21 protein-coding genes and 2 pseudogenes are annotated in these 23322 nt (G+C 54.4%); 11 read left to right on the plus strand and 12 right to left on the minus strand.

Features of this window, described 5'->3' with window-relative positions:
- Positions 1–75 precede the first annotated feature (75 nt).
- A complete protein-coding gene (ybaL, locus tag ACJ69_RS00810; RefSeq protein ID WP_059346269.1) occupies positions 76–1767 on the minus strand; it encodes a YbaL family putative K(+) efflux transporter in 1692 nt (563 codons plus the stop codon).
- A 228-nt stretch (positions 1768–1995) separates the two neighbouring features.
- On the minus strand, positions 1996–3204 hold the full coding sequence (locus ACJ69_RS00815; RefSeq protein ID WP_045887946.1) for an MFS transporter: 1209 nt from the start codon (positions 3202–3204) through the stop codon (positions 1996–1998).
- Positions 3205–3373: 169 nt separating this feature from the next.
- On the opposite strand from ACJ69_RS00815, the pseudogene ACJ69_RS00820 reads away from it, so the two are divergent.
- Positions 3374–3892, plus strand: a pseudogene (locus tag ACJ69_RS00820) (metallophosphoesterase); the annotation flags it as partial.
- A gap of 139 nt (positions 3893–4031) precedes the next feature.
- Here the strand turns inward: ACJ69_RS00820 and ACJ69_RS23675 are convergent.
- On the minus strand, positions 4032–4361 hold the full coding sequence (locus ACJ69_RS23675) for a phage protein Gp27 family protein (RefSeq protein ID WP_071886538.1): 330 nt from the start codon (positions 4359–4361) through the stop codon (positions 4032–4034).
- Between the two features lie 1635 nt (positions 4362–5996).
- A complete protein-coding gene (locus tag ACJ69_RS23685) occupies positions 5997–6188 on the minus strand; it encodes a toxin-antitoxin system HicB family antitoxin (protein ID WP_032155344.1) in 192 nt (63 codons plus the stop codon).
- Between the two features lie 135 nt (positions 6189–6323).
- Between ACJ69_RS23685 and ACJ69_RS00830 the strand changes: the two genes are divergently transcribed.
- The 7 genes and pseudogenes from ACJ69_RS00830 to ushA form a co-directional block, all read left to right on the plus strand.
- Positions 6324–7061, plus strand: coding sequence for a hypothetical protein (locus tag ACJ69_RS00830; protein WP_059346272.1), 738 nt, complete (start codon positions 6324–6326; stop codon positions 7059–7061).
- On the plus strand, positions 7058–7333 hold the full coding sequence (locus ACJ69_RS00835) for a hypothetical protein (protein WP_054829839.1): 276 nt from the start codon (positions 7058–7060) through the stop codon (positions 7331–7333). Before ACJ69_RS00830 ends, ACJ69_RS00835 begins: the two co-directional genes overlap by 4 nt.
- A gap of 249 nt (positions 7334–7582) precedes the next feature.
- Positions 7583–8110 (plus strand): Mor transcription activator family protein, encoded by a 528-nt coding sequence (locus ACJ69_RS00840; protein ID WP_059346273.1) that lies wholly within the window; start codon positions 7583–7585, stop codon positions 8108–8110.
- Position 8111: 1 nt separating this feature from the next.
- Positions 8112–8726: a hypothetical protein gene (locus ACJ69_RS00845; RefSeq protein ID WP_054829838.1), complete on the plus strand. Its 615-nt coding sequence runs from the start codon at positions 8112–8114 to the stop codon at positions 8724–8726.
- Between the two features lies 1 nt (position 8727).
- Positions 8728–9321 carry a hypothetical protein gene (locus tag ACJ69_RS00850; protein ID WP_054829837.1) on the plus strand — a complete coding sequence of 198 codons (594 nt, stop codon included), beginning with the start codon at positions 8728–8730 and terminating at the stop codon, positions 9319–9321.
- A 31-nt stretch (positions 9322–9352) separates the two neighbouring features.
- A complete protein-coding gene (locus ACJ69_RS00855; protein ID WP_059346274.1) occupies positions 9353–11839 on the plus strand; it encodes a phage tail tape measure protein in 2487 nt (828 codons plus the stop codon).
- 21 nt (positions 11840–11860) lie between these two features.
- Positions 11861–13066, plus strand: a pseudogene (gene ushA / locus ACJ69_RS00860) (bifunctional UDP-sugar hydrolase/5'-nucleotidase UshA); the annotation flags it as partial.
- Positions 13067–13187: 121 nt separating this feature from the next.
- Here ushA and ybaK read toward each other — a convergent pair.
- The 3 genes from ybaK to copA all read right to left on the minus strand — a co-directional run bounded on the left by ybaK (position 13188) and on the right by copA (position 17210).
- A complete protein-coding gene (ybaK, locus tag ACJ69_RS00865) occupies positions 13188–13667 on the minus strand; it encodes a Cys-tRNA(Pro)/Cys-tRNA(Cys) deacylase YbaK (RefSeq protein ID WP_023343509.1) in 480 nt (159 codons plus the stop codon).
- Between the two features lie 199 nt (positions 13668–13866).
- A complete protein-coding gene (locus ACJ69_RS00870) occupies positions 13867–14661 on the minus strand; it encodes a TraB/GumN family protein (RefSeq protein ID WP_054829836.1) in 795 nt (264 codons plus the stop codon).
- A gap of 50 nt (positions 14662–14711) precedes the next feature.
- A complete protein-coding gene (copA, locus tag ACJ69_RS00875; protein WP_059346275.1) occupies positions 14712–17210 on the minus strand; it encodes a copper-exporting P-type ATPase CopA in 2499 nt (832 codons plus the stop codon).
- A 108-nt stretch (positions 17211–17318) separates the two neighbouring features.
- On the opposite strand from copA, the gene cueR reads away from it, so the two are divergent.
- Positions 17319–17729 carry a Cu(I)-responsive transcriptional regulator gene (gene cueR, locus ACJ69_RS00880; RefSeq protein WP_029741038.1) on the plus strand — a complete coding sequence of 137 codons (411 nt, stop codon included), beginning with the start codon at positions 17319–17321 and terminating at the stop codon, positions 17727–17729.
- Here cueR and ACJ69_RS00885 read toward each other — a convergent pair.
- The 3 genes from ACJ69_RS00885 to ACJ69_RS00895 are packed head-to-tail and all read right to left on the minus strand — an operon-like array spanning position 17726 to position 19985.
- Entirely contained in the window at positions 17726–18178 is a 453-nt protein-coding gene (locus tag ACJ69_RS00885; protein ID WP_023310619.1) for an NfeD family protein, read from the minus strand. The two genes, cueR and ACJ69_RS00885, sit on opposite strands and share 4 nt — an antisense overlap.
- Positions 18175–19089 carry an SPFH domain-containing protein gene (locus ACJ69_RS00890; RefSeq protein WP_023310620.1) on the minus strand — a complete coding sequence of 305 codons (915 nt, stop codon included), beginning with the start codon at positions 19087–19089 and terminating at the stop codon, positions 18175–18177. The genes ACJ69_RS00885 and ACJ69_RS00890 overlap by 4 nt, the downstream gene beginning before the upstream one ends.
- Positions 19090–19133: 44 nt before the next feature.
- On the minus strand, positions 19134–19985 hold the full coding sequence (locus tag ACJ69_RS00895) for a hypothetical protein (RefSeq protein WP_029741040.1): 852 nt from the start codon (positions 19983–19985) through the stop codon (positions 19134–19136).
- A 143-nt stretch (positions 19986–20128) separates the two neighbouring features.
- Between ACJ69_RS00895 and fetA the strand changes: the two genes are divergently transcribed.
- Both fetA and fetB read left to right on the plus strand, forming a co-directional pair.
- Entirely contained in the window at positions 20129–20800 is a 672-nt protein-coding gene (gene fetA, locus ACJ69_RS00900) for an iron efflux ABC transporter ATP-binding subunit FetA (protein WP_059346276.1), read from the plus strand.
- Entirely contained in the window at positions 20742–21575 is an 834-nt protein-coding gene (fetB, locus tag ACJ69_RS00905) for an iron efflux ABC transporter permease subunit FetB (RefSeq protein WP_233458396.1), read from the plus strand. The genes fetA and fetB overlap by 59 nt, the downstream gene beginning before the upstream one ends.
- Before the next feature lie 49 nt (positions 21576–21624).
- Here the strand turns inward: fetB and ACJ69_RS00910 are convergent, their stop codons facing one another.
- Positions 21625–22479 carry a co-chaperone YbbN gene (locus ACJ69_RS00910; RefSeq protein ID WP_023310624.1) on the minus strand — a complete coding sequence of 285 codons (855 nt, stop codon included), beginning with the start codon at positions 22477–22479 and terminating at the stop codon, positions 21625–21627.
- A gap of 58 nt (positions 22480–22537) precedes the next feature.
- Positions 22538–23308 carry an SDR family oxidoreductase gene (locus tag ACJ69_RS00915; RefSeq protein WP_014882827.1) on the minus strand — a complete coding sequence of 257 codons (771 nt, stop codon included), beginning with the start codon at positions 23306–23308 and terminating at the stop codon, positions 22538–22540.
- Positions 23309–23322: the final 14 nt, after the last annotated feature.

A 23322-nucleotide genomic window follows, 5' to 3' on the forward strand; every position in this document is an offset into this window, starting at 1 on the left:
CCTAACCCTCTCCCCATAGGGGAGAGGGAACTTGAACACCCTCTCCCCTATGGGGAGAGGGCTGGGGTGAGGGGATCAGACCGCACCAAACTTACCCGTCACAGCCTCTTCAAGCGGCGGATTCTCCAGCAGCGTCAGCATCGTATTCGCAATCTCGCGCTCGCCCATCACCACCTTATTTGCACCGCGCTCGGTAATGTACTCCACCTCGTCGTCATAGTGCGCCCGGGCGATAATCTCAATCGTTGGGCACTTCTCGCGCGCGGAAGCCACAATCTCGCCCGCTTCATAGCCGTTAGGTATGGTCAGCAGCAGCCAGCGCGCGCAGTCCAGATGCGCCAGATTCATGATCTCTTCGTTTGCCGCATTGCCCAGCACCGCACGAATACCGCGCTCGCGCAGCTCGTCGACGCGGGTGCGTGAGGTCTCAATCACCACCAGCGGAATGCCCTGCGCCATCAGCTTCTCACCGAGCAGACTGCCCACGCGGCCAAAGCCGACCAGCAGGGCGTGATTGCAAATATCGACCGGAATCTGCTTCTCTTCTTCGATGGCCTCTTCGAGCGTCTGTTCTTCCAGCGTTTCGGTTTTATCGAGGTATTTTTCCAGCAGGGCAAACAGCACCGGGTTCAGCATAATCGACAGAATCGCCCCCGCCAGCACCAGGTTTTGCCCCGCCTGCGGCAGCAGGTTCAGGGCCATGCCCAGACCGGCCAGAATAAAGGCGAACTCACCGATCTGCGCCAGGCTGGCGGCGATGGTCAACGCCGTCCGCGGGGAGTGGCCGAACATCCGCACCAGGAAGAAGGCGGCAAGCGACTTGCCAAAGATGATGATCGCCAGCGTGCCCAGCACGGCCAGCGGTTGATGAATCAGGACCATCGGGTCAAACAGCATTCCGACGGAGACGAAGAACAGCACGGCGAAGGCATCGCGCAGCGGCAGAGTGTCGTGCGCCGCGCGGTGGCTCAGCTCGGATTCGTTCAGTACCATCCCGGCGAAGAACGCGCCCAGGGCAAAGGAGACATCAAACAGCTCAACGGCACCAAAAGCGATACCCAGCGCCAGCGCCAGCACGGAGAGGGTAAACAGCTCGCGTGAGCCGGTTGCCGCGCTGCGGGACATGATCCACGGCACAAGACGGCGGCCCACCAGCATCATGATGGCGATAAACGCCACCACCTTACCGATGGTGATGCTCATATCCAGCGCCAGCGAGGCAAAGCCAACGTTGTCTTTTTCCATCATCCCGGCGACGGCTGGCAGCAGCACCAGCGTCAGGACCATCACCAGATCTTCAACGATCAGCCAGCCTATCGCGATTTGCCCGCGCTGGCTGTCTATCAGCTGTCTCTCTTCAAGCGCGCGCAGCAGCACCACGGTACTGGCGGTTGAGAGACACAGCCCAAAAACGATACCGGTCATTAACGACCAGCCCAGCACCGCCGAAAGCGCCATCCCCAGCAGCGTCGCCACCCCTATCTGGGCGATCGCTCCCGGTATGGCAATCGACTTTACCGCCATCAAATCCTTCAGGGAGAAGTGCAGGCCGACGCCAAACATCAGCAGAATCACGCCCAATTCCGCCAGCTCAGGGGCCAGTTTGGTATCCGCTACGAAGCCTGGCGTAAACGGTCCCGCCAGTACACCCGCTAACAGATAGCCGACAAGAGGAGAAATACGAAGCTTATTGGCAATCATGCCGAGGATAAAAGCGAGCACAAGTCCACCAACAATGGTGGTGATAAGCGGTGTGGCGTGGTGCATTCCGTCTCCTTTCGTTGTGGGTGTTCCTTTTTGGCGAAAACCAAAAACCGAGTAATAGTTTATGACAATTTTTACCCTTATGTTTATGAATAATTGTTGAAGTTTGAATAAAACAGCAATATGCCCGTAAAAAAGCGCAAATTGATAAATTCAGCGAGGGGATGAAGAAGAAACCCTTATGGCATCAGGGTATCAGGTAGCCAAAGTAAAACTTTGGCTACCCGTAATTCAGGCTTTATGACGGTTATCAGGCAGGAATATGGTTAACATCCCAAGAAGCGGCAGGAAAGCGCAGATTTTATAAACCAGGAAGATGCTGGTGTGATCCGCCACCATCCCTAACACCGCCGCGCCAAGCCCTCCCATGCCGAAGGCGAAACCGAAAAAGAGCCCGGAAACCATACCGATACGGCCAGGCAGCAGCTCCTGGGCATAGACCAGAATGGCGGAAAAGGCGGATGCGAGAATAAAACCAATGATCACGGTTAAAATCCCCGTCCATTCAAGGCTGGCGTACGGCAAAATAAGGGTAAACGGCGCCACGCCGAGGATAGAGCCCCAAATGACATATTTACGCCCAATCTTATCACCCACAGGCCCGCCAATAACCGTACCGGCCGCAACGGCAAACAGGAAGGCAAACAGGTGGATTTGCGCATTCTGTACCGATAATCCGAATTTTTGCATCAGATAAAAGGTGTAATAGCTGCTGATGCTCGCCATATAGAAGTATTTCGAGAAAATCAGTACCAGCAGCACAGAGACGGCCAGAATAACCTTATTGCGCGGCAGGGGATTGATAACCTTCGCTTTAGGTTTCCCTTTATTCACGCGATGCTGAGCGGCATACCAGCGGCTGATCTGCGCCAGCACGATGATCGCCAGCAGCGCGGCCAGTACAAACCATGCCACGTTGCCTTTGCCGTAAGGGGCAATAATCACCGCGGCCAGCAGCGGGCCCAGAGAGCTACCAAAGTTACCGCCTACCTGGAACAGCGACTGCGCCAGACCGTGACGTCCCCCGGAGGCCATGCGCGCCACGCGAGAAGACTCCGGATGGAAAACGGACGAGCCGGTGCCCACCAGCGCGGCGGCAATCAGCACGGCTTCAAAGCTCCCCGCCATGGCCAGCAGTACCAGCCCGCTTAGGGTGAAGCACATGCCTATCGGCAGCGACCACGGCATCGGGTATTTATCCGTCCAGTAGCCCACCACCGGCTGCAGCAGTGAGGAAGCCAGCTGGAAGGTCAGGGTGATCATCCCGATCTGCACGAAAGTTAACGAAAACTCGGACTGCAGCAGCGGATAAATGGCCAGAATCAACGACTGGATCATATCGTTGAGCAGGTGCGAGAGACTGATTGCGCCTAAGACTTTAAAGGAGGTGCGCGAAGCCGGTGCGCCCGGAACGGGCTGGGTTGATTCACTGATTGCCATAGAGAGAAGTACCACGTCTTTAGTTATTAGTTATGCAGGGTGTAATTATTATCCGACTAACATACCCGCCCGGGACATTTGAAGAAAGTCGCAATTCTGAAAACTTATTTGTCTATTCTTGTTAGTCACTGTAATTTTTGCCTTTGTCTATTGGTCAGGGAGAGAGAAGATGAAGTTAATGAAGCGGGGCGTCGCGCTGGCGCTCATCGCCGCATGGGGCCTGGTAAGCCTGCCCGCGCAGGCGTATGAAAAAGACAAAACCTATAAAATCACCATTCTGCATACCAACGATCACCACGGTCATTTCTGGCGCAGCGAATACGGCGAATATGGCCTGTCGGCACAAAAAACGCTGGTGGACGGCATTCGCAAAGAGGTAGCGGCCCAGGGTGGCAGCGTGCTGCTGCTGTCGGGGGGTGATATCAATACCGGCGTGCCGGAATCCGATTTACAGGACGCGGAACCTGATTTTCGCGGCATGAACCTGATTGGCTACGACGCGATGGCCGTGGGTAACCACGAGTTCGATAATCCGCTGACCGTGCTGCGTCAGCAGGAAAAATGGGCCAAATTCCCCTTCCTCTCCGCCAATATTTACCAGAAAAGCACCGGCGAACGCCTGTTTAAGCCCTGGGCGCTGTTTAAGCGTCAGGATCTGAAGATTGCGGTCATCGGCTTAACCACCGACTGATTAGACGTGAGATAAATAGACGGGGGGTCGTAAGATAAATGGGAAGTTGTGGTACGTGATGGAACGTTGTGGAACGGAACGAGTGAAAATCACTTACACTATCTGAAAAATAAGAGGGGGCATTTCCCCTCTGCTATCAAAATCCAAATAACGCCCATTTTAGTATTGCATCAGCGTCATTTTTCAAACTTCCAAGGTCTTTCTGTGGTGATAAGACTGCGGCGACATTTAATGCTGTAAGCCGTAAATGGGATTGGTGGAACTTACTCACTTCCTGTAGGCTGAGTATCTCATTTTTATGTGCCACCGCATATCGTTGTAGCGCTGATTTAGAAACAGTAAATCCTTTATCAGCAAGCCATGAAGACAACCACTCATAGCAAGTAAAGTTTGTCCGCAATAACTCAGCGTGAAGCTCAGCACGAACATTCTCCGGGAGCTTATCGATATTACTTGGTCTTGCCATTGTCGCCCACCCCGTCTAGTAAAAAGCTCATTTTTTCACACACCAGCGCTTTGAAAACCTTCGCACGCTTTTTTAAACTCGCTAGCGCTACAATCTACGAGCATCGTTGCATCTATCATTAGCTCTGCCTCACGCAGAACCCGTCGAGCCTGCCCTACTGGTAGCCCGTTAAGATGGTGCTTGATGAGAGTCAGTGCGGCTCTGGTGATGTCGGTATGGCTTAATTCGATACTGCTGTAATTTTCGTCTGGCATTTTAATAACCTTTATGTTGGATAACCCGGTAAAAATCATTAACCAGAACAGTAATAACTAATTCTAAAACGCTTTAATCATCACGACAGGCCCAGAAATAAAAGAGATTCGAGCCGTCAGTGAGACCTTAAATCCGGCGTTGCCGCCACAGCCTGCTTTAAATGAATGGCAGTTCGGCGGCGACGCGACTCAGAAATGTTAAAGGCCACCGGGGGTGAGCCGGTGGCCTTACTTACGTTTCCTGACCGCTTATGGTAAGCAGGCCAGAATCAACTCAATAAAGGCAACAATCGCCTTAAGAGCGATGACAGCGATTTGAAGAAATCCCTTCATCCGTTTGCTCCAATACAGGAGCGCGGCACCATCGTTAAAGCCCTTCCACTGCCTGGTTAACGGTGTTGCATTGTTAGTGGATGCGTGACGCGCTCAGGTTGAGGCACTGGAGCGGCACCACCCGTAATCCAGCCAGGGCTTGAACACGTTTCACATGCCTGCGTTGTGTCAGAACGCGACACCCACTAACGCCGTGATTATAAGGGTATCAGCAATGTAATCAAAGGACTGGAGTAAATAACGGACAAAAAAAAGCCCAACTGGTGAGGTCAGGCTTTTTTCTTTGGGTGCTTAAGGTGATGAACCGCTGTTCAAGGTAATTAGCCTCAACCTGAGCGCGTCACGCATCCACTAACAGGGATAAGTGTACTAACTTGGAACAGATGATGCAAACTTCATTAGCTTATTTAAGCCTCAGCAGGCATCTGTAAGCCTCATACCATCCGGTGAAACGGATTTTAGTTCCTAGCTTCTCAAAGGCGCAGACGTCTGCGCCTTTGAAACAGTCACAGAACAACACAATCTATATCACTCTTTCGTGCCAAAACGGCAGGCGCTTGCCGTTTTGGGGATGATTCCCAGCGCTGGGACATTTGTGATTCGAGACCATCAATCAAATGCGGTATTTGCAAATCTGCCAACGTTGGCAGATCTAGATTGTAAAAAAGCCACAGAACCGCTCAGCGCTGAGCGGTTTAGATGCTACGTTTAAAACCGACAGAGATGTTGGATTCACAGTTAAAGCTGCGTAAGTTTGCTACTCAAGATTTGCTGTTTGGGGTGGCGACAGCACTTTTATTTGTGTTCAGAATTGACACCGAGCGGGAGCGGTCAACGTTGTCCGCTTTGAACGCTGGATCACTTCCTCTCAAAAGCGCAAGCGCCTGCGCTTTTATCGGAGTAACGTACCATTCAAAGTTGAGCGTTTTAGGGTAAGCATGTTGTTTTTTACTGATGGAAAGCGGACAGCGCTGTCCGCTTTAGTGAGTGCATCCGCTCTCTTAGCCATAAAAGCGAAAACGTTTTCGCTTTTTATACCTGATTAGCCCTACCCTTTTGGAGAAATACCTCTCCTGCGTAGTTCATCTCGTGCAATGCCTTTGAGCCAATTGGCCAAACTTACACCATCTTTAAGAGCTTCTTTATCAAGCTGTTCCCTAAGTTCAGGTGTAATACGTATTTGGAAGGTTGGGGAACGCCCTGCGGAATTTTTAGGCGTGTTATCTTTTACTCTTGACATGATACGTACCATTGTTTAGATTGAAATCAATGGTACGTACATTACATTAAGTAGATGTAAAACCGCAAGCGGCAGGACATGATAGGTTCAGTATCACATCCTGCCTGACCACCATTGTTATTGAGGATAACAATCATGGGTATCAACAAGTCTAACCGTTCAGGCATCGCAAGCCAAGTTGATGTACTTCGCGAAAAAATTTTAGATGCTGTACTCCTTTTGCCAACCCCGACTGAAACTTTAGTGCATCGTGGTAAAGATATGCTGGCACTTAAGGAAGCAACAAAAACAAATGAGGAATTTGCAAAGGCGCTTTCAGTGGGGGGAATTAAAAAACGTGAAGCCTATAATGCTATGCGCGTTGCACTGGTATTTGGCGTAACCAATACTCCCCGCGCCGCAATTGTCAAAACGGGTATCGGTAAAACGAAGTTAATCCTGCTTGCCCGTCTGGATGAAGAAAAATTGGATCTCCTTGCCTGCGGTGGGGCGTACAACGATTGCACGCTTGATGATATTCTTCGCATGAGCGCCAGAGAGTTGCAGCGCGTAATTCAATCTGGCGAAGATATTATTTGCGAAAGAACACTAACCAATAAACAGGATATCCCGTCTTTGCATGTTGAGGATAAATCCGACAAAGAGACAGATATAAAGCAATCAGGTAAAAATGAAGAAAATAAAAAACAATATTGCCGTGAATTACTCAAGGTGGCTTTACGTTATTCAGACGAGAGCGAACTTACCGCAATAACAAAATTCATTGAACATATGATTGCCTGTGCGTTGGCTGGTAAATACAGTCCGGGGCTGAATGCTGCCAGTTATGAAGTTTATAATAAATTTGCCATTAGCCGGAGGGCTGCAAAATGAAAACTACTGCTAATTTCAGAGCCTGCCCTCATGAGTCACAGGGAACGTCTTACGATGTTCTGTTTGTTAATGTGGATGCCCCGAGTACAGAAATATGGGAAGCCGCTTTTAGCCGCCTTGAGGCCGTTCGTCGCCTGAATGATGAACTTGCCGCTGCTGTTGATGATAAATCAACGCAGACCCCCTTAGCGGTTGTTAACAGTATTCTGCTATCTGACGCAATGGCGATGGTCAGCCTGATAGGAGATCGCCTTAACCAGAACGACAAGTAGTAGTCAAGCAAAAATAGCCTTTCGCTTTAGCCCCTCCTGTGAGGGGCTTCTTCATATCTAAAGTACATTAAAAAACATCCCCGCCCCAAAGCCATATTCTTAATCCACGTTAGTAACCCGCGCTTAAATGCTCTGTAAGCCGTTTTGAGGTGTTACTGGTGTATATTCCAGTTTGTTACCAGTGAGACACCTTATAAAGCTTTATAAAGGCTTTTTTGCGCACATCTTTACCGTTACCGGGGTGTGATTATGATTACAAGAGAGGGATTGTACGCTTCATCTGATACTTTGGGGGCAATGGGCGACGCTATCGAAGCGCTTTTAATAGACGGGGGGAATTCACAGCAACAGTCCTGCGGTGCAGCTAATAGTATTGTTGTAGGTATCTCGGACAGGCTTGGTGGTTGTCAGGGGTATATGCCGGAGTACCGTGAAAGAGCGCCTAAAGCTGTTTGCTTCCTGAATGAACTGACTGAATCTATTGAGCAGGCATTAGAAACCATACCTTACTTTTGTTCGCAGGCCGAAATACTCTCTCCCGCTATCACTGAGTGTCTCAGAAAAACGTTTTCCGGGGTGAATATTTATATCCCTATGGGGGCATCAAAGAATACCTTCGACAGGAATGCAAAAGTACTGGCTGATTTCTATCAGGGTACTTCTATCTTTGAATTATCTAAAAAACACAAGCGTTCCATTCAGTGCATTTATCAGATTATTGCCGCCGAACGTAAGAAAAACAAAGCGCAGCGCGATATGAAACAAGGGCAAATTTAAAATGACAGATATCAATATTGGTAACTGGAGAACTATTGAGATATTCAGGGCGGGGACGCATACCGCGATGGAAGGTCAGGAGATCAGCTTTTCCGATGAGGATATCGACAGCATAGCTGCGGCCTATAATGGCTATCATCGCGCGGGTTATGGTGCGCCGCTGTGTCTGGGGCATCCTGCCAGTAACGGCCCGGCCTATGGTGAAACAGCCGGGTTGATAAGCAAAAATGGCAGACTTTTCGCGCTGGTTAAGCCTGATAACAGGTTGCTGGATATGGTTCAGTCAGGTCTATATAAAAAAGTGTCTGCCGCTTTCTACAAGCCGGGAGAAGCGCGTAACCCGGCCGGAACTGGTGCCTGGTATCTTCGCCATATTGGTTTTCTCGGCGCACAGCCGCCAGCCGTAAAGGGGCTTGAGCAGGTGGAGTTTATGGAAAGCGCTTACCCGGTTTGTTTTGGTCACAATGAATCACACGTTTATTTCTCAGAGTTCGACGGCATAGCCGACAGCCAGAGGGCAGCGCAGCACCTTTTAGTAAAGGATGTGAGCGAAGCCTGCAACGTCTCCTATTCCGAAGCGCTCACCCTCACCACACCTTTTATCTGGAGTTATTAAAATGAAACCTGTTATTTCCCTCATTGAAGCACTGAACGCCGTTAAAAATAATCTTGCCTCCCTGAATGAGCAGAAAGAAAAGCTCTCTCGTCGCATTGGTGATATTAATGGCGAAATAACCGCATTACAGGATATGCCGTTATCACTTAATGATTACTGTTCCTTTATTCCTGAATATATTGAGCGATTCGGGCAGGAAGAATACCGGTCATTCAAGCATGCTCTTTGCAACGGTTCCGGCAGTGAAGGAAACGCCGAACGCTGGGGCAATCTTGAGAGTGAGAACGGCGATATTTCCGGCCTGTTCCGTCTGGTGGGGCTGGGTGGAAACATCTCCCCGGCTGATACCGGGATGGCGGTTATGCGCAAGCTCTGCTTTTTCTTCCCGGATGTAGTCGCCAACCGACTAACCGAAGCACTTGAGAAGGATAAAAGCGTGGCATGGGGTAATGACAAACTTCCCTCACTGGCAGAGCGCCGTAAGACCGTGGCGGCACTGGTCAGCGAACGCACCGGGCTTGAAAGTGAACTGGCAGCCGTCAGCGAAGAAATTGCCGGGATTACCGGAATCAGCGGCCTGTCCCTGACTGAATGACGCCCACCGAACCACTCAACCGGAGTGAACCATGAGCAATAATTTTTCTGTTGGTGTGATGATTGGCGGCATTGTCGGGAGCAGCTTCCGTTCCGCCGTCAGCGGTACACGGCGGGCGCTGGATTCTCTCGGCGACACATCGCGCCGACTGACGGAGCAGCAAAGCAGCCTGTCACGCGCCATGCAGCGTTACGGTCAGGTAGGTTCTGGCGTAGCCTCACGTCTGAACAATGACCTGCAACGGGTCGGCAGAACGCTGGAGCAACTCAACCGCCAGCAGTCCCGCCTGTCGGCAGCGTCTGCCACAACCGATGCTCTGAGAGCCAACCGGATGGCGCTTTATGGTCAGGGGATTGAGACGTGGGCGCAGGCCAAAGCCGCTTACAGCCTCGTTTCCCCGGCGATTCAGCAGTCAGCCTCGTTCGACGACAAGATGATTGATATGTCAATCACGGCGAAATATGACGATAAAACCCGCGCCAGTCTGGGGCAGCAAATCCGTGACTGGTCGCTAAAATACAACCAGTACCAGAGCGACTTACAGGAGGCAGTCGGTTCGCTTATCAGTGACAATATCGACAGCGTGTCCGAAATTGGCAGCTTCATGCCCAATATAGCCCGCGCCGCTACTGCCACACGCACCACAGGGACGGAATGGGCGAAGGTTGCCGCCGTCTGGAAAAACTCGATGGATGGCAGCGCTAAAGAGTTTGCCAAAGTACAGAACATCATGGCCTTTGCAGGCGACCAGGGGTCTTTTGAAATCCCTGACCAGGTGAAATGGATGCCATCTCTTGCCCCGATGATGCGCGGTATTGCCGAAGGTAAAGAGGCGATGGCGGAAATCGGAGCGAGTTTACAGATAGCCCGAATTGGTGCCGGGTCATCTGACGAGGCTGGTAACAACTTCCGTAACTTCCTCACCAAGATTTTTGCCCGCGACACGCAGAAACAGTTTGCCGATATCGGGATTGACCTTCAGGGGTCACTCATGGCTTATAAATCTGCTGGCGTCTCACCCATTGAGGGCATGATAAGCGTCATGGGCAGGTATCTGGAGGCCAAAAGCCCGGAAGCGCTGGCAGGCTTCAAGAAAGCAATGAAAATCAAGGACGATAACTCCCGCGACCTTGCGTTACAGGAACTGGCGAAGAATTTCGGTCTGGGTGAGATGTTCGCCGATATGCAGGTCATGGCGTTTGTCCGTCCGATGCTCGCCAACATGGACAAATACCGCGAAATCAGGGCTGGCGCACTTAAGGCGGCGGATAAAGACCTGCTGGCCTCATCCTACACGGAGCGGCTGAAATCGCCACTGGAGGCGACCAAAGCGCTGATGGTCAGCACCCGCGAACTGTCCATTACCCTTGGCAGTCAACTGTCTCCCTCGTTCGTGTCAATGACGCAGCAACTGATTCCGCTGATTCATTCCACCGGGCAATGGATAGCGCAACATCCCGGCATTGTTCAGGGTGTGGCAAAAACCGTGGGCGTACTGCTGGGGCTGAAAATCGCCACTGTCGGGCTGAAACTCGGCCTGAATCTGCTGGTATCACCGTTCGCCGGGTTGTGGAAAAACGCCGTACTGCTGCGCACTAACTGGCTGTTGCTCAAAACCGACCTGAGCGACGGCGGCAAGCTGCGCTGGCTGGCTACCGGATTCAGTACAGTGGCGAAGGGAGCCGGAATGCTGGGTAAAGCGCTGGCGGGAGGTCTGTTCAGGGGTGTAATGGTCGTCGCAAAAGCGTTTCTCTGGTTTGGTCGGGCGCTGTTAATGAACCCCATAGGCATTGCGATAACCATCATCGCCGGGGGCGCGTACCTGATTTACCGCAACTGGGGCGCGATAAGTCGATGGTTCTCGCAGCGATGGGAGGAAGTGAAAACCGCCTTTAATGGCGGCGTTCTCGGCGTGAGTAAGCTAATCCTGAACTGGTCGCCGCTGGGGCTGTTCTACAAGGCGTTTGCGGGGGTAATGAAGTGGTTTAACATCGACCTTCCCGGCCAGTTTACAGAGTTTGGCGGTCATCTGATTGATGGACTGGTGAACGGTATCAAAAACAAGTGGGAGTCACTCAAAAGTACCGTCACCGAAATGGGTGACAGCGTCGGCGGCTGGTTCAAGGAAAAGCTGGGGATTCACTCCCCAAGCCGTGTATTTATGGGCTTCGGGTCGAATATCTCACAGGGTGCCGCTATCGGTCTCCAGAGGACTATCCCACTTGCAGCACTCGCAGGGCAGCGACTGGCAGAGGAAATGATACCGGAGATTCCCCGCCTTCCTCCACCGGAAATTATGAGAGCAGGGTATTCGGGACAAGGAGCGGGAATTACAGCCAGAGGCACCAGAGGGGGAACATCTGGCGGCGGGATTAACGTAGTTAACCATATCTACATTGATGGCAAGAACAAGGCACCAGCGCCGGATGTGGCTAATGCGCTTAAGCTATCCATTCCTGAACTGGAAAGAGCACTGGAAACTCTCCTTGCCCGTAAGCGCCGGGTTGCTTATGACTGATAATCTGTAATTCCTTTGCCGTATATGAAAAGCCGCACCGGGTCATTTATCTCACGGATTGCGGCTTTTTTATCGCGCGGTGGATCAACCGACGACACGGCGAAAATTGGTAATCCCGAGTTCTTTACCGATATCGAATTCCGCAAACCGGCAGACGAAGCGAAGCTGGTGATTCAGGAGCTGCAGCAAAACGAAAAGCCGGACGTGATTATCGCCACCACGCATATGGGGCACTACGACAACGGCGAGCACGGCTCTAACGCGCCCGGCGACGTGGAAATGGCGCGCAGCCTGCCCGCGGGCTCGCTGGCAATGATTGTGGGCGGTCACTCACAGGATCCGGTGTGCATGGCCTCGGAGAACAAAAAGCAGGTGGACTACGTGCCGGGCACGCCGTGCGCGCCGGACCGTCAGAACGGTATCTGGATTGTTCAGGCGCACGAGTGGGGCAAATACGTCGGCCGGGCGGATTTCGAGTTCCGTAACGGCGAGATGAAGCTGGTCCATTATCAGCTCATCCCGGTCAACCTGAAGAAGAAAGTCACCTACCCGGACGGGAAAAGTGAGCGCGTACTTTACACGCCAGAGATCGCAGAAAATCAGCAGATGCTCTCCCTGCTGACGCCGTTCCAGAACAAAGGCAAGGCGCAGCTGGACGTGAAAATCGGCACGCTGAACGGTCGTCTGGAGGGGGACCGCAGTAAAGTTCGCTTCGTGCAGACCAACATGGGCCACCTGGTGCTGGCGGCGCAAATGGCGCGTACCGGCGCTGATTTTGGCGTAATGAGCGGTGGCGGCATTCGTGATTCCATCGAAGGTGGAAACATTACCTATAAAGACGTCCTGAAGGTGCAGCCGTTCGGCAACCTGGTGGTCTATGCGGACATGAGCGGGAAAGAGGTGATTGAGTACCTGACCGCCGTGGCGCAGATGAAGCCGGATTCCGGGGCCTATCCGCAGTTTGCTAACGTCAGCTTCGTCGCGAAAGACGGCAAGCTTAACGACCTGAAGATCAAAGGCGAACCGGTTGACCCGGCTAAGACTTACCGTCTGGCGACGTTAAGCTTTAACGCCACCGGCGGCGACGGCTATCCGCATATTGATAACAAACCGGGATACGTGAATACCGGCTTTATCGATGCGGAAGTGCTGAAGCAGTTTATCGAGCAGAATTCGCCGATTGACGTGAATGCCTACGAGCCGAAAGGTGAGGTGAGCTGGCAGTAGTGGTGTGCGGCCTGATGCCCTCACCCCAACCCTCTCCCGGTGGGAGAGGGCGCGAACACAAAAAACGGTAACGCCTGTTACCGTTTTGTTTTTACCTCGCAGCCGCCACCGGGCAATTTTCTCAATCCCGGCGCGCAATATCCGCAAACTTCGCGTCCAGCATTTTCGCCAGGTCGCCCGCCGCCAGCTCGATATCCAGCCCGCGTTTACCGCCGGATATAAATATGGTGTCAAACTCCTGTGAAGGCGCATCGATCAGCGTCGGCAGGCGTTTTTTCTGCCCGAGCGGACTGATCCCGCCCACCAGATAGCCCGTGGTGCGCTGCGCCACCATCGGATCCGCCATATCCACCTTCTTCGCCCCCAGGGCTTTGGCGACTTTCTTCAGATCCAGCTGTCCCGCGACCGGGGTAACCGCGACGGCGAGGTGTTTCATATCGCCATTCACCGCCACCAGCAGCGTTTTGTAAACCTGGTCCGCGTTCAGGCCCAGCTTGCGCACCACTTCATCACCAAAGTTAGTTTCATTCGGATCGTGATCGTAAGTGTGGATCCGGAAAGAAATGTTGTTTTTTTCGAGTAATTTAACGGCGGGAGTCATAGCTATCCTTCTTACGACAGACAAATCATGCCATCAGCATACGCCTGACGTTTGTCTAAAAAATAGCACCATCTTGCGCAATAGTATTGGCAGTGATGGTCACTTTGAGCGACAATCGGCTCAACCGAAGGTCTCCTTCGGCATAATAAAAACGATGAAATTCCTCTTTGACGGGCCAATAGAAATATTGGCCATTTTTTTATTTCAACAGTGACGGCAAATTCCCTTCTCCGTACAAATGTAACGCCCCAACCGCCACCACGTAATGCCCCGCGGGCAAAGCATGCAGCGTCTGTCGCCAGGCTTTGTTGCGCGCATTCATCAGCACATCATACAGCGATTCGCTGAACGTCGATGGTAACGCCAGCTTACCGTCCTCAGGCGGCGCGTCCAGCCACCAGCCAATCATGGTCTGCAGCAGGCGCGCGTTGGTGTGCCAGTGGGTCAACGTATCATCCAGCAGCATCAGGCCGTCGTCGGGAAGCTGCCGCAGAAGCGCAATCTGGCTGTCCGTCCCTTCCAGCTCGATGACGGGCAGGCTGCGCGCCCTTGCCGCGTTCAGCAGCTGGTAATCAATGCCGTAGTCACCGCGCAGCCCCAGACGCTGCGCCTGCGTGGCCTGCAGCACCATCGCAATTTGCCAGAGCGGCAGGGTGTCAATCATGGAGAGCGACACGCCGGTTTCATCCGCGACGCGCGTCAGTTCGGCAAGCCGGACATCATCCAGACGTTCCGCCAGGGTGAGATCGCTCTCGAGCCCGGCAAACGGTGACTCCTGACCCGAAATGTCCGCCTCAACGACCAGCGCGTCGGCGCGTTTCAGCAGTTTTATCAGGCCGGGTGGCAGGGGAGACATATCCTGCGTACCCATATGAATACTGCCGACCAGGTGCAGGTGCTGCCCGCCGGGGAGAGAGATATCCAGACCGGGCCAGGCGTAACGGCGAGGAAAGAGGGCGCGAAACGATGCTTTTATACGATTAAACAGACCCATACGCGCTCCATGAATGGAAAGGTTCATGCTAGCGCGTACGGGTACAAGGTTCAATCCTTCGGTTTAAAGCGCAGCAGACGGTTGGCGTTGCTCACCACGGTAATGGAGGAGAGCGCCATCGCCGCGCCCGCGACCACCGGGTTAAGCAGCGTGCCGGTCAGCGGCCACAGAATACCGGCCGCGATTGGGATACCGAGGGTGTTATAGACGAACGCTCCCAGCAGGTTCTGCTTCATGTTGCGCAGCGTGGCTTTTGAAATGGCCAGCGCGTCGGCAACGCCCATCAGGCTATGGCGCATCAGCGTAATGGCGGCGGTTTCGATGGCGACATCGCTCCCGCCGCCCATGGCAATCCCCACGTCCGCCTGGGCCAGCGCCGGGGCATCGTTGATGCCGTCGCCGACCATCGCCACCTGACGGCCCTGACTTTGCAGTTTCTTGATGGCGTCCGCTTTACCGTCCGGCAGTACGCCTGCAATGACCTCATCAATTCCGGCTTCTTTCGCGATGGCGTTTGCCGTTGTCGGATTGTCCCCGGTCAGCATCACCAGACGGTAGCCCGCACTGTGCAGACGCTGCAGGGCGTCCACGCTATCCTGGCGAAGCGGATCGCGCACGGCCAGCAGCGCGGCGGCTTTGCCATCCACCGCCAGCAGAACCGGCGTAGCGCCCTGAGACGCCTGCGCCTTCAGCTCGCTTTCCAGCGCGGCGGTATCAATACCGTTTTCATTGAGCAATGCCTGGTTGCCCAGCAGCAGCGCGTGGCCTTCTGCTTCACCGCTGACGCCGAGCCCGCGCAGGGTGCGGAAATTGCTGACCTGCGGCAGGGCAGAAGCATTCGCTTTATCGAGAATGGCGCGCGCCAGCGGATGGCTGGATCCTTGCTCCAGCGCGGCGGCGAGACGCAGCGCCTCCTCTTGCGCAATGCCTGCGGTAGTGACGGCCACCACCTGCGGTTTGCCTTCGGTCAGCGTGCCGGTTTTATCAAACACCAGCGTGTCGAGAGTGCTGGCCCGCTGCAGCGCGTCCGCATCCCGCACCAGTACGCCAAATTCGGCCGCGCGGCCTACTCCGGAGATAATCGACATCGGCGTCGCCAGGCCAAGGGCGCAAGGACAGGCGATGATCAGCACCGTGGTGGCGATCACCAGGGTGTAAACAATCTGCGGTGCGGGGCCGAAGAAATACCAGATAGCCGCGCTTAGAAGGGCAATGCCGACCACCACCGGCACAAAAATGGCCGAGATTCTGTCGGCAAGCTGGCCAATTTCCGGCTTGCTGCTCTGGGCCTGGCGCACCATGCGGATGATACGCGACAGCGTCGTGTGGCTGCCGACGGCGCTGGCGGTAAACAGCACGCTGCCGTCCTGCACCACCGTACCGGCATGAACGGCGTCGCCGTCTGATTTCTGCTGAGGGATAGGCTCGCCGGTCAGCATCGCTTCATCCAGCCAGGCTTCGCCCTGGGTTATCTTACCGTCAACGGGAACGCGATCGCCCGTCGTCAGGCGCAGCGTCATGCCGGGCTGAACTTCCGCCAGCGGGACGCTTCTCTCCCCCTCGTCCGTGACCACGCGGGCCGTCGGCGGGGTTAAATCAAGCAATCTTTCCAGCGCTTTCGAGGAGCGCTGGCGGGCGCGGGCTTCCAGCATGTGGCCCAGGTTAATCAGGCCGATAATCATCGCGCTCGCTTCATAGTAGAGATGGCGCGCCTCCATCGGGAACCACTGGGGCCAGACGTTCACGCTCATAGAATAGAGCCACGCCGCGCCGGTACCGAGCGCCACCAGCGTATCCATCGTCGCGGTGCGGTTTTTCAGGCTCTTCCAGGCGCTAGTGTAAAAATGCCCGCCTGCAAACACCATCACCGCAAGAGTAATCAGACCAATCACCAGCCACAGCGTGCGGTTGTCGTCGGTGACCATCATGTTGTCACCCATCATCCCCCACACCATCACCGGAATACCCACCAGCAGGGCGACAATCGCCTGCCAGCGGAAGCGATTCATGGTGGCGATAGCCGTTTCCTGCTGGCGCTCGCGGCGCTCGGCATCATCTTCGATAGCCTCCGCCCCGTAGCCCGCTTTCTCAACGGCCTGCACTAAATCTGCGGCGGAGGCACTGCCCATCACCAGCGCAGTACGCTCCGCAAGATTGACCCGTGCCTGCGCGACGCCCGGTACGGCCTGCAAGGCGTTTTGTACCCGGGAGACGCAGCTGGCGCAGCTCATGCCGTTGATCAGCAGCTGTTGGCTGTCGTCAATATCATCAGCTGCCGGAAGCTCAGGAGTGGCCGCTGTCAGCGCTTCCGACGGGGATGATGACTCTGCCAGCGGTTTAGCCTTTGGGTGGCTTAACTCCGCCCCGTAACCGGCCTGCTTAATGGTATCGATCAGCGCATCCGCGCTGGCGCTGCCGGTGACGGCGGCATGATCGATAGTCACGTCAGCGCTTTCAACGTCAGGGCGCTGTTCCAGGCTTTCTTTAACGCGTTTGACGCAGTGGCCGCATGAGAGGCCGTCCAGCGTCAGGTCGATAGTGTGAGACATAACAAAACTCCCGTATAATGAACTGGTCAGTAGTTGACCGGAGTAACGCTTTTCGCTAACTGTTATGAAGGTTAAACCTTCCATCAAGGGGAAGGTCAAGGGGGAAATGTGAATATCAGTGACGTGGCAAAAAAAACCGGCTTAACCAGCAAGGCAATCCGCTTTTATGAAGAGAAGGGGCTGGTGACGCCACCGCTGCGCAGCGAAAACGGCTACCGCAGCTATACGAAACTGCATATTGATGAGCTAACGCTACTGCGCCAGGCAAGGCAGGTCGGGTTTAACCTGGAAGAGTGCGGCGAGCTGGTTAACCTGTTTAACGATCCGAAGCGTCACAGCGCCGACGTGAAAAAACGCACGCTGGAAAAAGTGGCCGAGATCGAACGCCACATCATCGAGCTGCAGGCGATGCGTGAACAGCTGCTGCAGCTCGCGGAATCCTGTCCGGGGGATGACGGCGCCGACTGCCCGATTATCGATAACCTTGCAGGCTGCTGTCATCGTAAGGCTTCTGCCTAACAGGCCTTCACCCGCAGGGTAATGCCTTCCACAGCAATGACCTCAACCCGCGTGCCGGCGCTGAGGTCGTCGTCGGCGACCACCGGCCACGAGCTGTCGCCCACGCGCATATGCCCGCGCCCGTTCACCAGCGCGGTGTCGAGCGTAAAACGCTTGCCGACAATCTGCTGCCCGCGCTGGTTAAGGTGCGCGTCCAGCGGCTTCTGCTCATTAACCCGCCGGTTTAGCCAGCGCCACCACAGCCAGGCGGCCACCAGCGTGAGCACGGCAAATAGCGCACCCTGCCACGCCCAGTCCAGAGGAAGGATCCAGACCAGAAGGCCCGTAATGACGGCGGCAACACCGCTCCAGAGCAGGTAGCCGTTGCCGCCCAGCATCTCCGCCGCCAGCAATAAGCCGCCGAGGCTTAGCCAGAAGGCATGAGGATGTGCAGCGATCAGCTCAATCATTTTTTACGCTCGTTTCCGCTGTCTTTAATCAGTTCGGCAATACCGGCGATAGAGCCCATCAGGCTGCTGGCCTCCAGCGGCATCATCACCACTTTGCTGTTGTTCGCCGATCCGATCTGTTTTAGCGCGTCGGTATATTTTTGCGCGACAAAGTAGTTCACGGCCTGGATATCACCGGCGGCAATCGCCTCGGACACCATCTGAGTGGCGCGGGCTTCCGCCTCGGCCGAACGTTCACGCGCTTCCGCCTGTAAGAATGCGGACTGACGATCGCCTTCCGCTTTCAGGATCTGCGACTGTTTTTCCCCTTCCGCTTTGAGGATCTCCGCCTGACGCACCCCTTCGGCTTCCAGAATGTAGGCGCGCTTGGTTCGCTCGGCCTTCATCTGGGCGTTCATGGAGGCGATCAGCTCCGCCGGCGGACGCACGTCGCGGATCTCGATACGGGTGACCTTGATCCCCCACGGGTTGGTTGCCTCATCGACAATATGCAGCAGGCGGGTATTGATGCTGTCGCGCTGGGAAAGCATTTCGTCCAGCTCCATCGAGCCGAGCACAGTACGGATGTTGGTCATCGTCAGGTTGACGATCGCCAGCTCCAGGTTGCTGACCTCATACGCCGCTTTCGGCGCGTCAATCACCTGAATAAAGCAGACGGCGTCGATGGTGACGTTGGCGTTATCCTTGGAGATGATCTCCTGAGACGGAATGTCCAGCACCTGTTCCATCATGTTGATCTTGCGACCGATTCTGTCCATGAACGGGACGATCAGGCTTAAGCCCGGCTGGAGGGTGTTGGTGTAGCGACCGAAACGCTCGACGGTCCACTGATAACCCTGAGGGACAATTTTGACGCCTGCGCCCACAATAACCAGCGCAACGAAAATAAGGACAGGAACAACGATAAGCATAAAAACCTCCTGTTTTGCATGCTGTGATGAGTGAAAGTGTGTGTTTATTGCTCGTAAGTATAGGTAAAGTCAGAGATGAATCCATCACCCGCTTCGGCAATGGCTTTGGATAATCCCTGGTAGTACTTCTCCAGCCCCAGCGCTTCGATACGCTGGATCTGTTCGCGGATAGGGGCGCAGAACAGAACGGCATTCCCCGCTTCAACGCGCTTGTTATTAGGGGGAAGGTCGCCCGCGATGGCCTTGAACCACGTTCTGATACCCTGCTTTAAATTATGCGGCGCTTTTGTCAGGTTATCCATGCCCGTCAGAACCTGCAGGGTAGGGAACTCATCGGCCAGCACGGCGGTTTTCATGCGCGCAAAGAACTGGCTGAACAATTCAAACGATCCCAGATCGGTCACGCGCGGTTTGGTGGTTTTACCGTTCTTATTGCCGATTTTACCCGCTTTCGACGCTGCGGCCGGAACCGCATTCACCTTTTCCAGCTCCAGCCCGAATAACAAATTACAGTGCGCGCGGCGCTCTTTCAGCGGGTAGGACATTAGCACGTCAATGAATTGGGTGGCCTTTACATCCGCAAGATCGTGGTTGATAAGCCACTGGGTACGAGAAAATTCAGCCGGAGAGACGAACCAGTCGGGTACTTCATTGAAACGTTTTGATTTTCCCTTGCCGTCAAATTCCAGGAAGTGTGTCCCGTTGTCGAAGGCGAAATAGCAATTTTTGAAACTGCCGATCGTGGTGTTCACGATGAGCGCCTTCTTAACAAAATCCACCACCTCTGCACCGATGACAAAACGCGTGAGTTCCGAAGATTTGATGACTTCCATTAATGTTTCGACATCAGGAACACCAGGCTTCAGGGAAGGAAACTCATAAAAGATATGTGCCATGCTGCTTACTTCCTGTAGTGATGGTGGAGACAAATGACAAACAAAAAGTTTAACACTTGCTTTAGCGTGAGGCTATTCGCTCTGTGCGCACGAAAGGATTATGCTACAGGCGGTTATTACACGAAGCGGTTAACGGAAGCGTAATGAACGATAAAAAAGAACTATTACATCTCAGGGATATTGGATTTCGTGTTGGAGAAAACATTATTCTTCAGCACGTCGGGTTTAGCCTGTCGCCGGGCGAGTTTAAACTCATCACGGGCCCCTCAGGCTGCGGTAAAAGCACGCTGCTGAAAATTGTGGCCTCACTCCTCAGCCCGACGGAGGGCACCCTTCTGTTTGAAGGACAGGATATCGCGTCGCTTTCCCCGGAAAACTATCGCCAGCAGGTCTCCTACTGCGTGCAAACCCCCGCGCTTTTTGGCGATACGGTTTATGACAACCTGATTTTCCCGTGGCAAATCCGCAATAAAACGCCGGAGCCGGAAAAGTTTATCAGCGATCTGGCCCGCTTTGGCCTGGCGCAGGAGACGTTAACCAAATCTATCACCGCGCTGTCGGGCGGAGAAAAGCAGCGCGTCTCGCTGATCCGCAACCTGCAGTTTTTACCGAAAGTGCTTTTGCTGGACGAAATTACCAGCGCGCTCGATGACGTCAACAAGCGCAACGTTAACGAGATTATTCATCGCTACGCCCGGGAGCAGAATATTGCCGTGCTGTGGGTGACGCACGATGCTAATGAAATAACCCATTCGGATGACGTCATTACGCTTCAGCCGCACGGCGGGAAAATGCAGGAGGCTAACCGTGGGTGAGCATAACATTACCAATGAATCACTGGCGTTTTCGATGGTGCTGGTGCTGATTGCGATTGTGGTCAGCTACCGGGAAAAGCTGGGGCTGGAAAAAGATATTGTGTGGAGTATCTGCCGCGCGGTGGTTCAGCTCATCATCGTCGGCTATGTGCTGAAGTATATTTTCAACGTCAACCACGCGGTGCTGACGCTGCTGATGGTGCTCTTTATCTGTTTCAACGCGGCGTGGAATGCGAAAAAACGCAGTAAATACATTGATAAGGCGTTTATCTCGTCGTTTATCGCCATTACCACCGGGACGGCGCTCACGCTGGCTGTACTGGTGCTCTCCGGCTCGATTGCCTTTACGCCGATGCAGGTTATCCCCATCTCCGGCATGATTGCGGGGAACGCCATGGTGGCCGTTGGGCTGTGTTATAACAATCTCGGCCAGCGCTTCAGCAGTGAACAGCAGCAGCTACAGGAGAAATTAAGCCTGGGAGCGACGCCTAAAGTGGCCTCGGCGCGGCTGATTCGTGAGAGCATTCGTTCATCGCTGATCCCAACGGTAGATTCAGCCAAAACGGTGGGGCTGGTGAGCCTGCCGGGCATGATGTCGGGGCTGATTTTTGCCGGTATCGATCCGGTAAAAGCGATTAAGTATCAGATCATGGTGACGTTTATGCTGCTTTCCACGGCAAGCCTGTCAACCATCATTGCCTGCTACCTGACCTATCGGAAGTTCTACAACGCGCGCCACCAGCTGGTGGTGACGCAGTTAAAGAAAACGGGTTAAGCCTGTTTTGTAGGCCCGGTAAGCGTTAGCGCCACCGGGCATTTTTTTGTTAGTAGAGCAACGCGTACAGCTGACGACGATACTTCGACGCCAGCGCGTCTCCGGTGCCCAGCGCGGCCAGAATTTCCTGGAACATCTTACGCGCCTGACCGTCTGCGGCGGCCAGATCTTTTTGCAGGTGGCTAAACAGCAGCTCCAGCGCCTCTTCGTTACGCCCCACCTGGTGCAGCTGCAGCGCCAGCTGGCTTGCCAGCGCGGCATCGGCCGGGTTATCGGCGACCTGCTGCTGCAGCTGCTGAATTTCTGGGGTGTCCGCGGCCTGTTTCAGCAGCTCAATCTGCGCGACCAGACCCTGATAGCGGGTGTCCTGATCCTGCAGCGGAACCGTTTTGAGTACGGCTTCCGCGTCTTCTGAACGGTGCAGGGCGATCTGCGTTTCCGCCAGCAGCAGGCCAATCTGGCTGTTCTGATTCGACAGCTGCCACGCCTCTTTGAGCAGCGGTAGCGCCTCGTCGTATTTACCTTCCTGCATCAGCGCCATGCCTTCCTGCGCTTTCAGCTCTTCTTCGCGCGGCAGCACTTTATCCAGCAGGGCGCGAATCGCCTCTTCCGGCTGCGGCCCCTGGAAGCCATCAACGGGCTGGCCGTTCTGGAACAGATAGACGGTAGGAATGGCGCGCAGACCAAACTGAGACGCCACCATCGGCTCGGCGTCGCAGTCCAGCTTGGCGAGAATGAACTGACCGTTGTACTGGGCAGCAAGGCTTTCCAGCACCGGCGTCAGCTGCAGGCAGTGTTGGCTGCGTTCAGACCAGAAGTAGAACAGGACCGGTTTGGTCATCGACTGTTCAAGGGTCTGTTGCAGGTTAGCTTCTGTAATATTGACGATATTCTGTACGGACATGCGGCTTTCTCTTTTGTCGGTTTGTTCTTTACATGGGGATGAGCGTCGTCGCTTCAACTCAACCGTGCAAAATTTTGTCCATCATCCGGCCCGGCAGCAGGCGTTTTAACCAGCCTACGGCGTGGGTGACCAGCGTTACCGGATAGCGCATTTTGGGATGTTCGCTCTCAAAAGCATGGCGCACTTTGGCTACCACCGCCTCTGGCCCGAGGGTAAAACGTGCGGCAATGCCGGGGTTCTCGACCGGTTTATCCGCCTGGGTCTGGTTCACGTTTTCGGTAAAGCGGGTGCGGATCGGGCCGGGTTCAATCAGGCTGACCTTGATGCCGCTGTGGCGTAGCTCCATGCGCAGGGCGTCGGACCAGGCCTCCAGCGCATATTTGCTGGCGGCGTAGGCGCCGCGGCCCGGGGTGGAAATCAGCCCCATCACTGACGATGTCATCACGATGCGCCCTTCACCGTGGGGCAGCATCGCGGGGAGCAGACGCATGGTGAGCTGATGCACGCCGAAGAAGTTGGTCGAAAACTGTTTCTCCAGCGTTTCGCGGGAGAGCGTATCCAGCGGACCATACACGCCGTAGCCGGCATTGTTAAAGAGCCCATAGAGACGATTGTCGGTCAGCGCGATCACTTCATCGGCGGCGCGTTCAACGCTCTCCGGCGAGTCCATATCCAGCAGCACGCCGGTAAAGCCCAGCCCGTTCATGCGTTCGACATCGTCGGGTTTGCGACAGGCCGCCAGCACCCGAAACCCCTGGCGCTTCAGTTCGAGCGCGCTTTCCAGGCCGATTCCACTGGAACATCCTGTAATTAAGACCGATTTTTGCATAACTTTACCTGTCA

This window comes from Enterobacter asburiae (assembly GCF_001521715.1).
GTDB classification, from domain to species: Bacteria; Pseudomonadota; Gammaproteobacteria; order Enterobacterales; family Enterobacteriaceae; genus Enterobacter; species Enterobacter asburiae.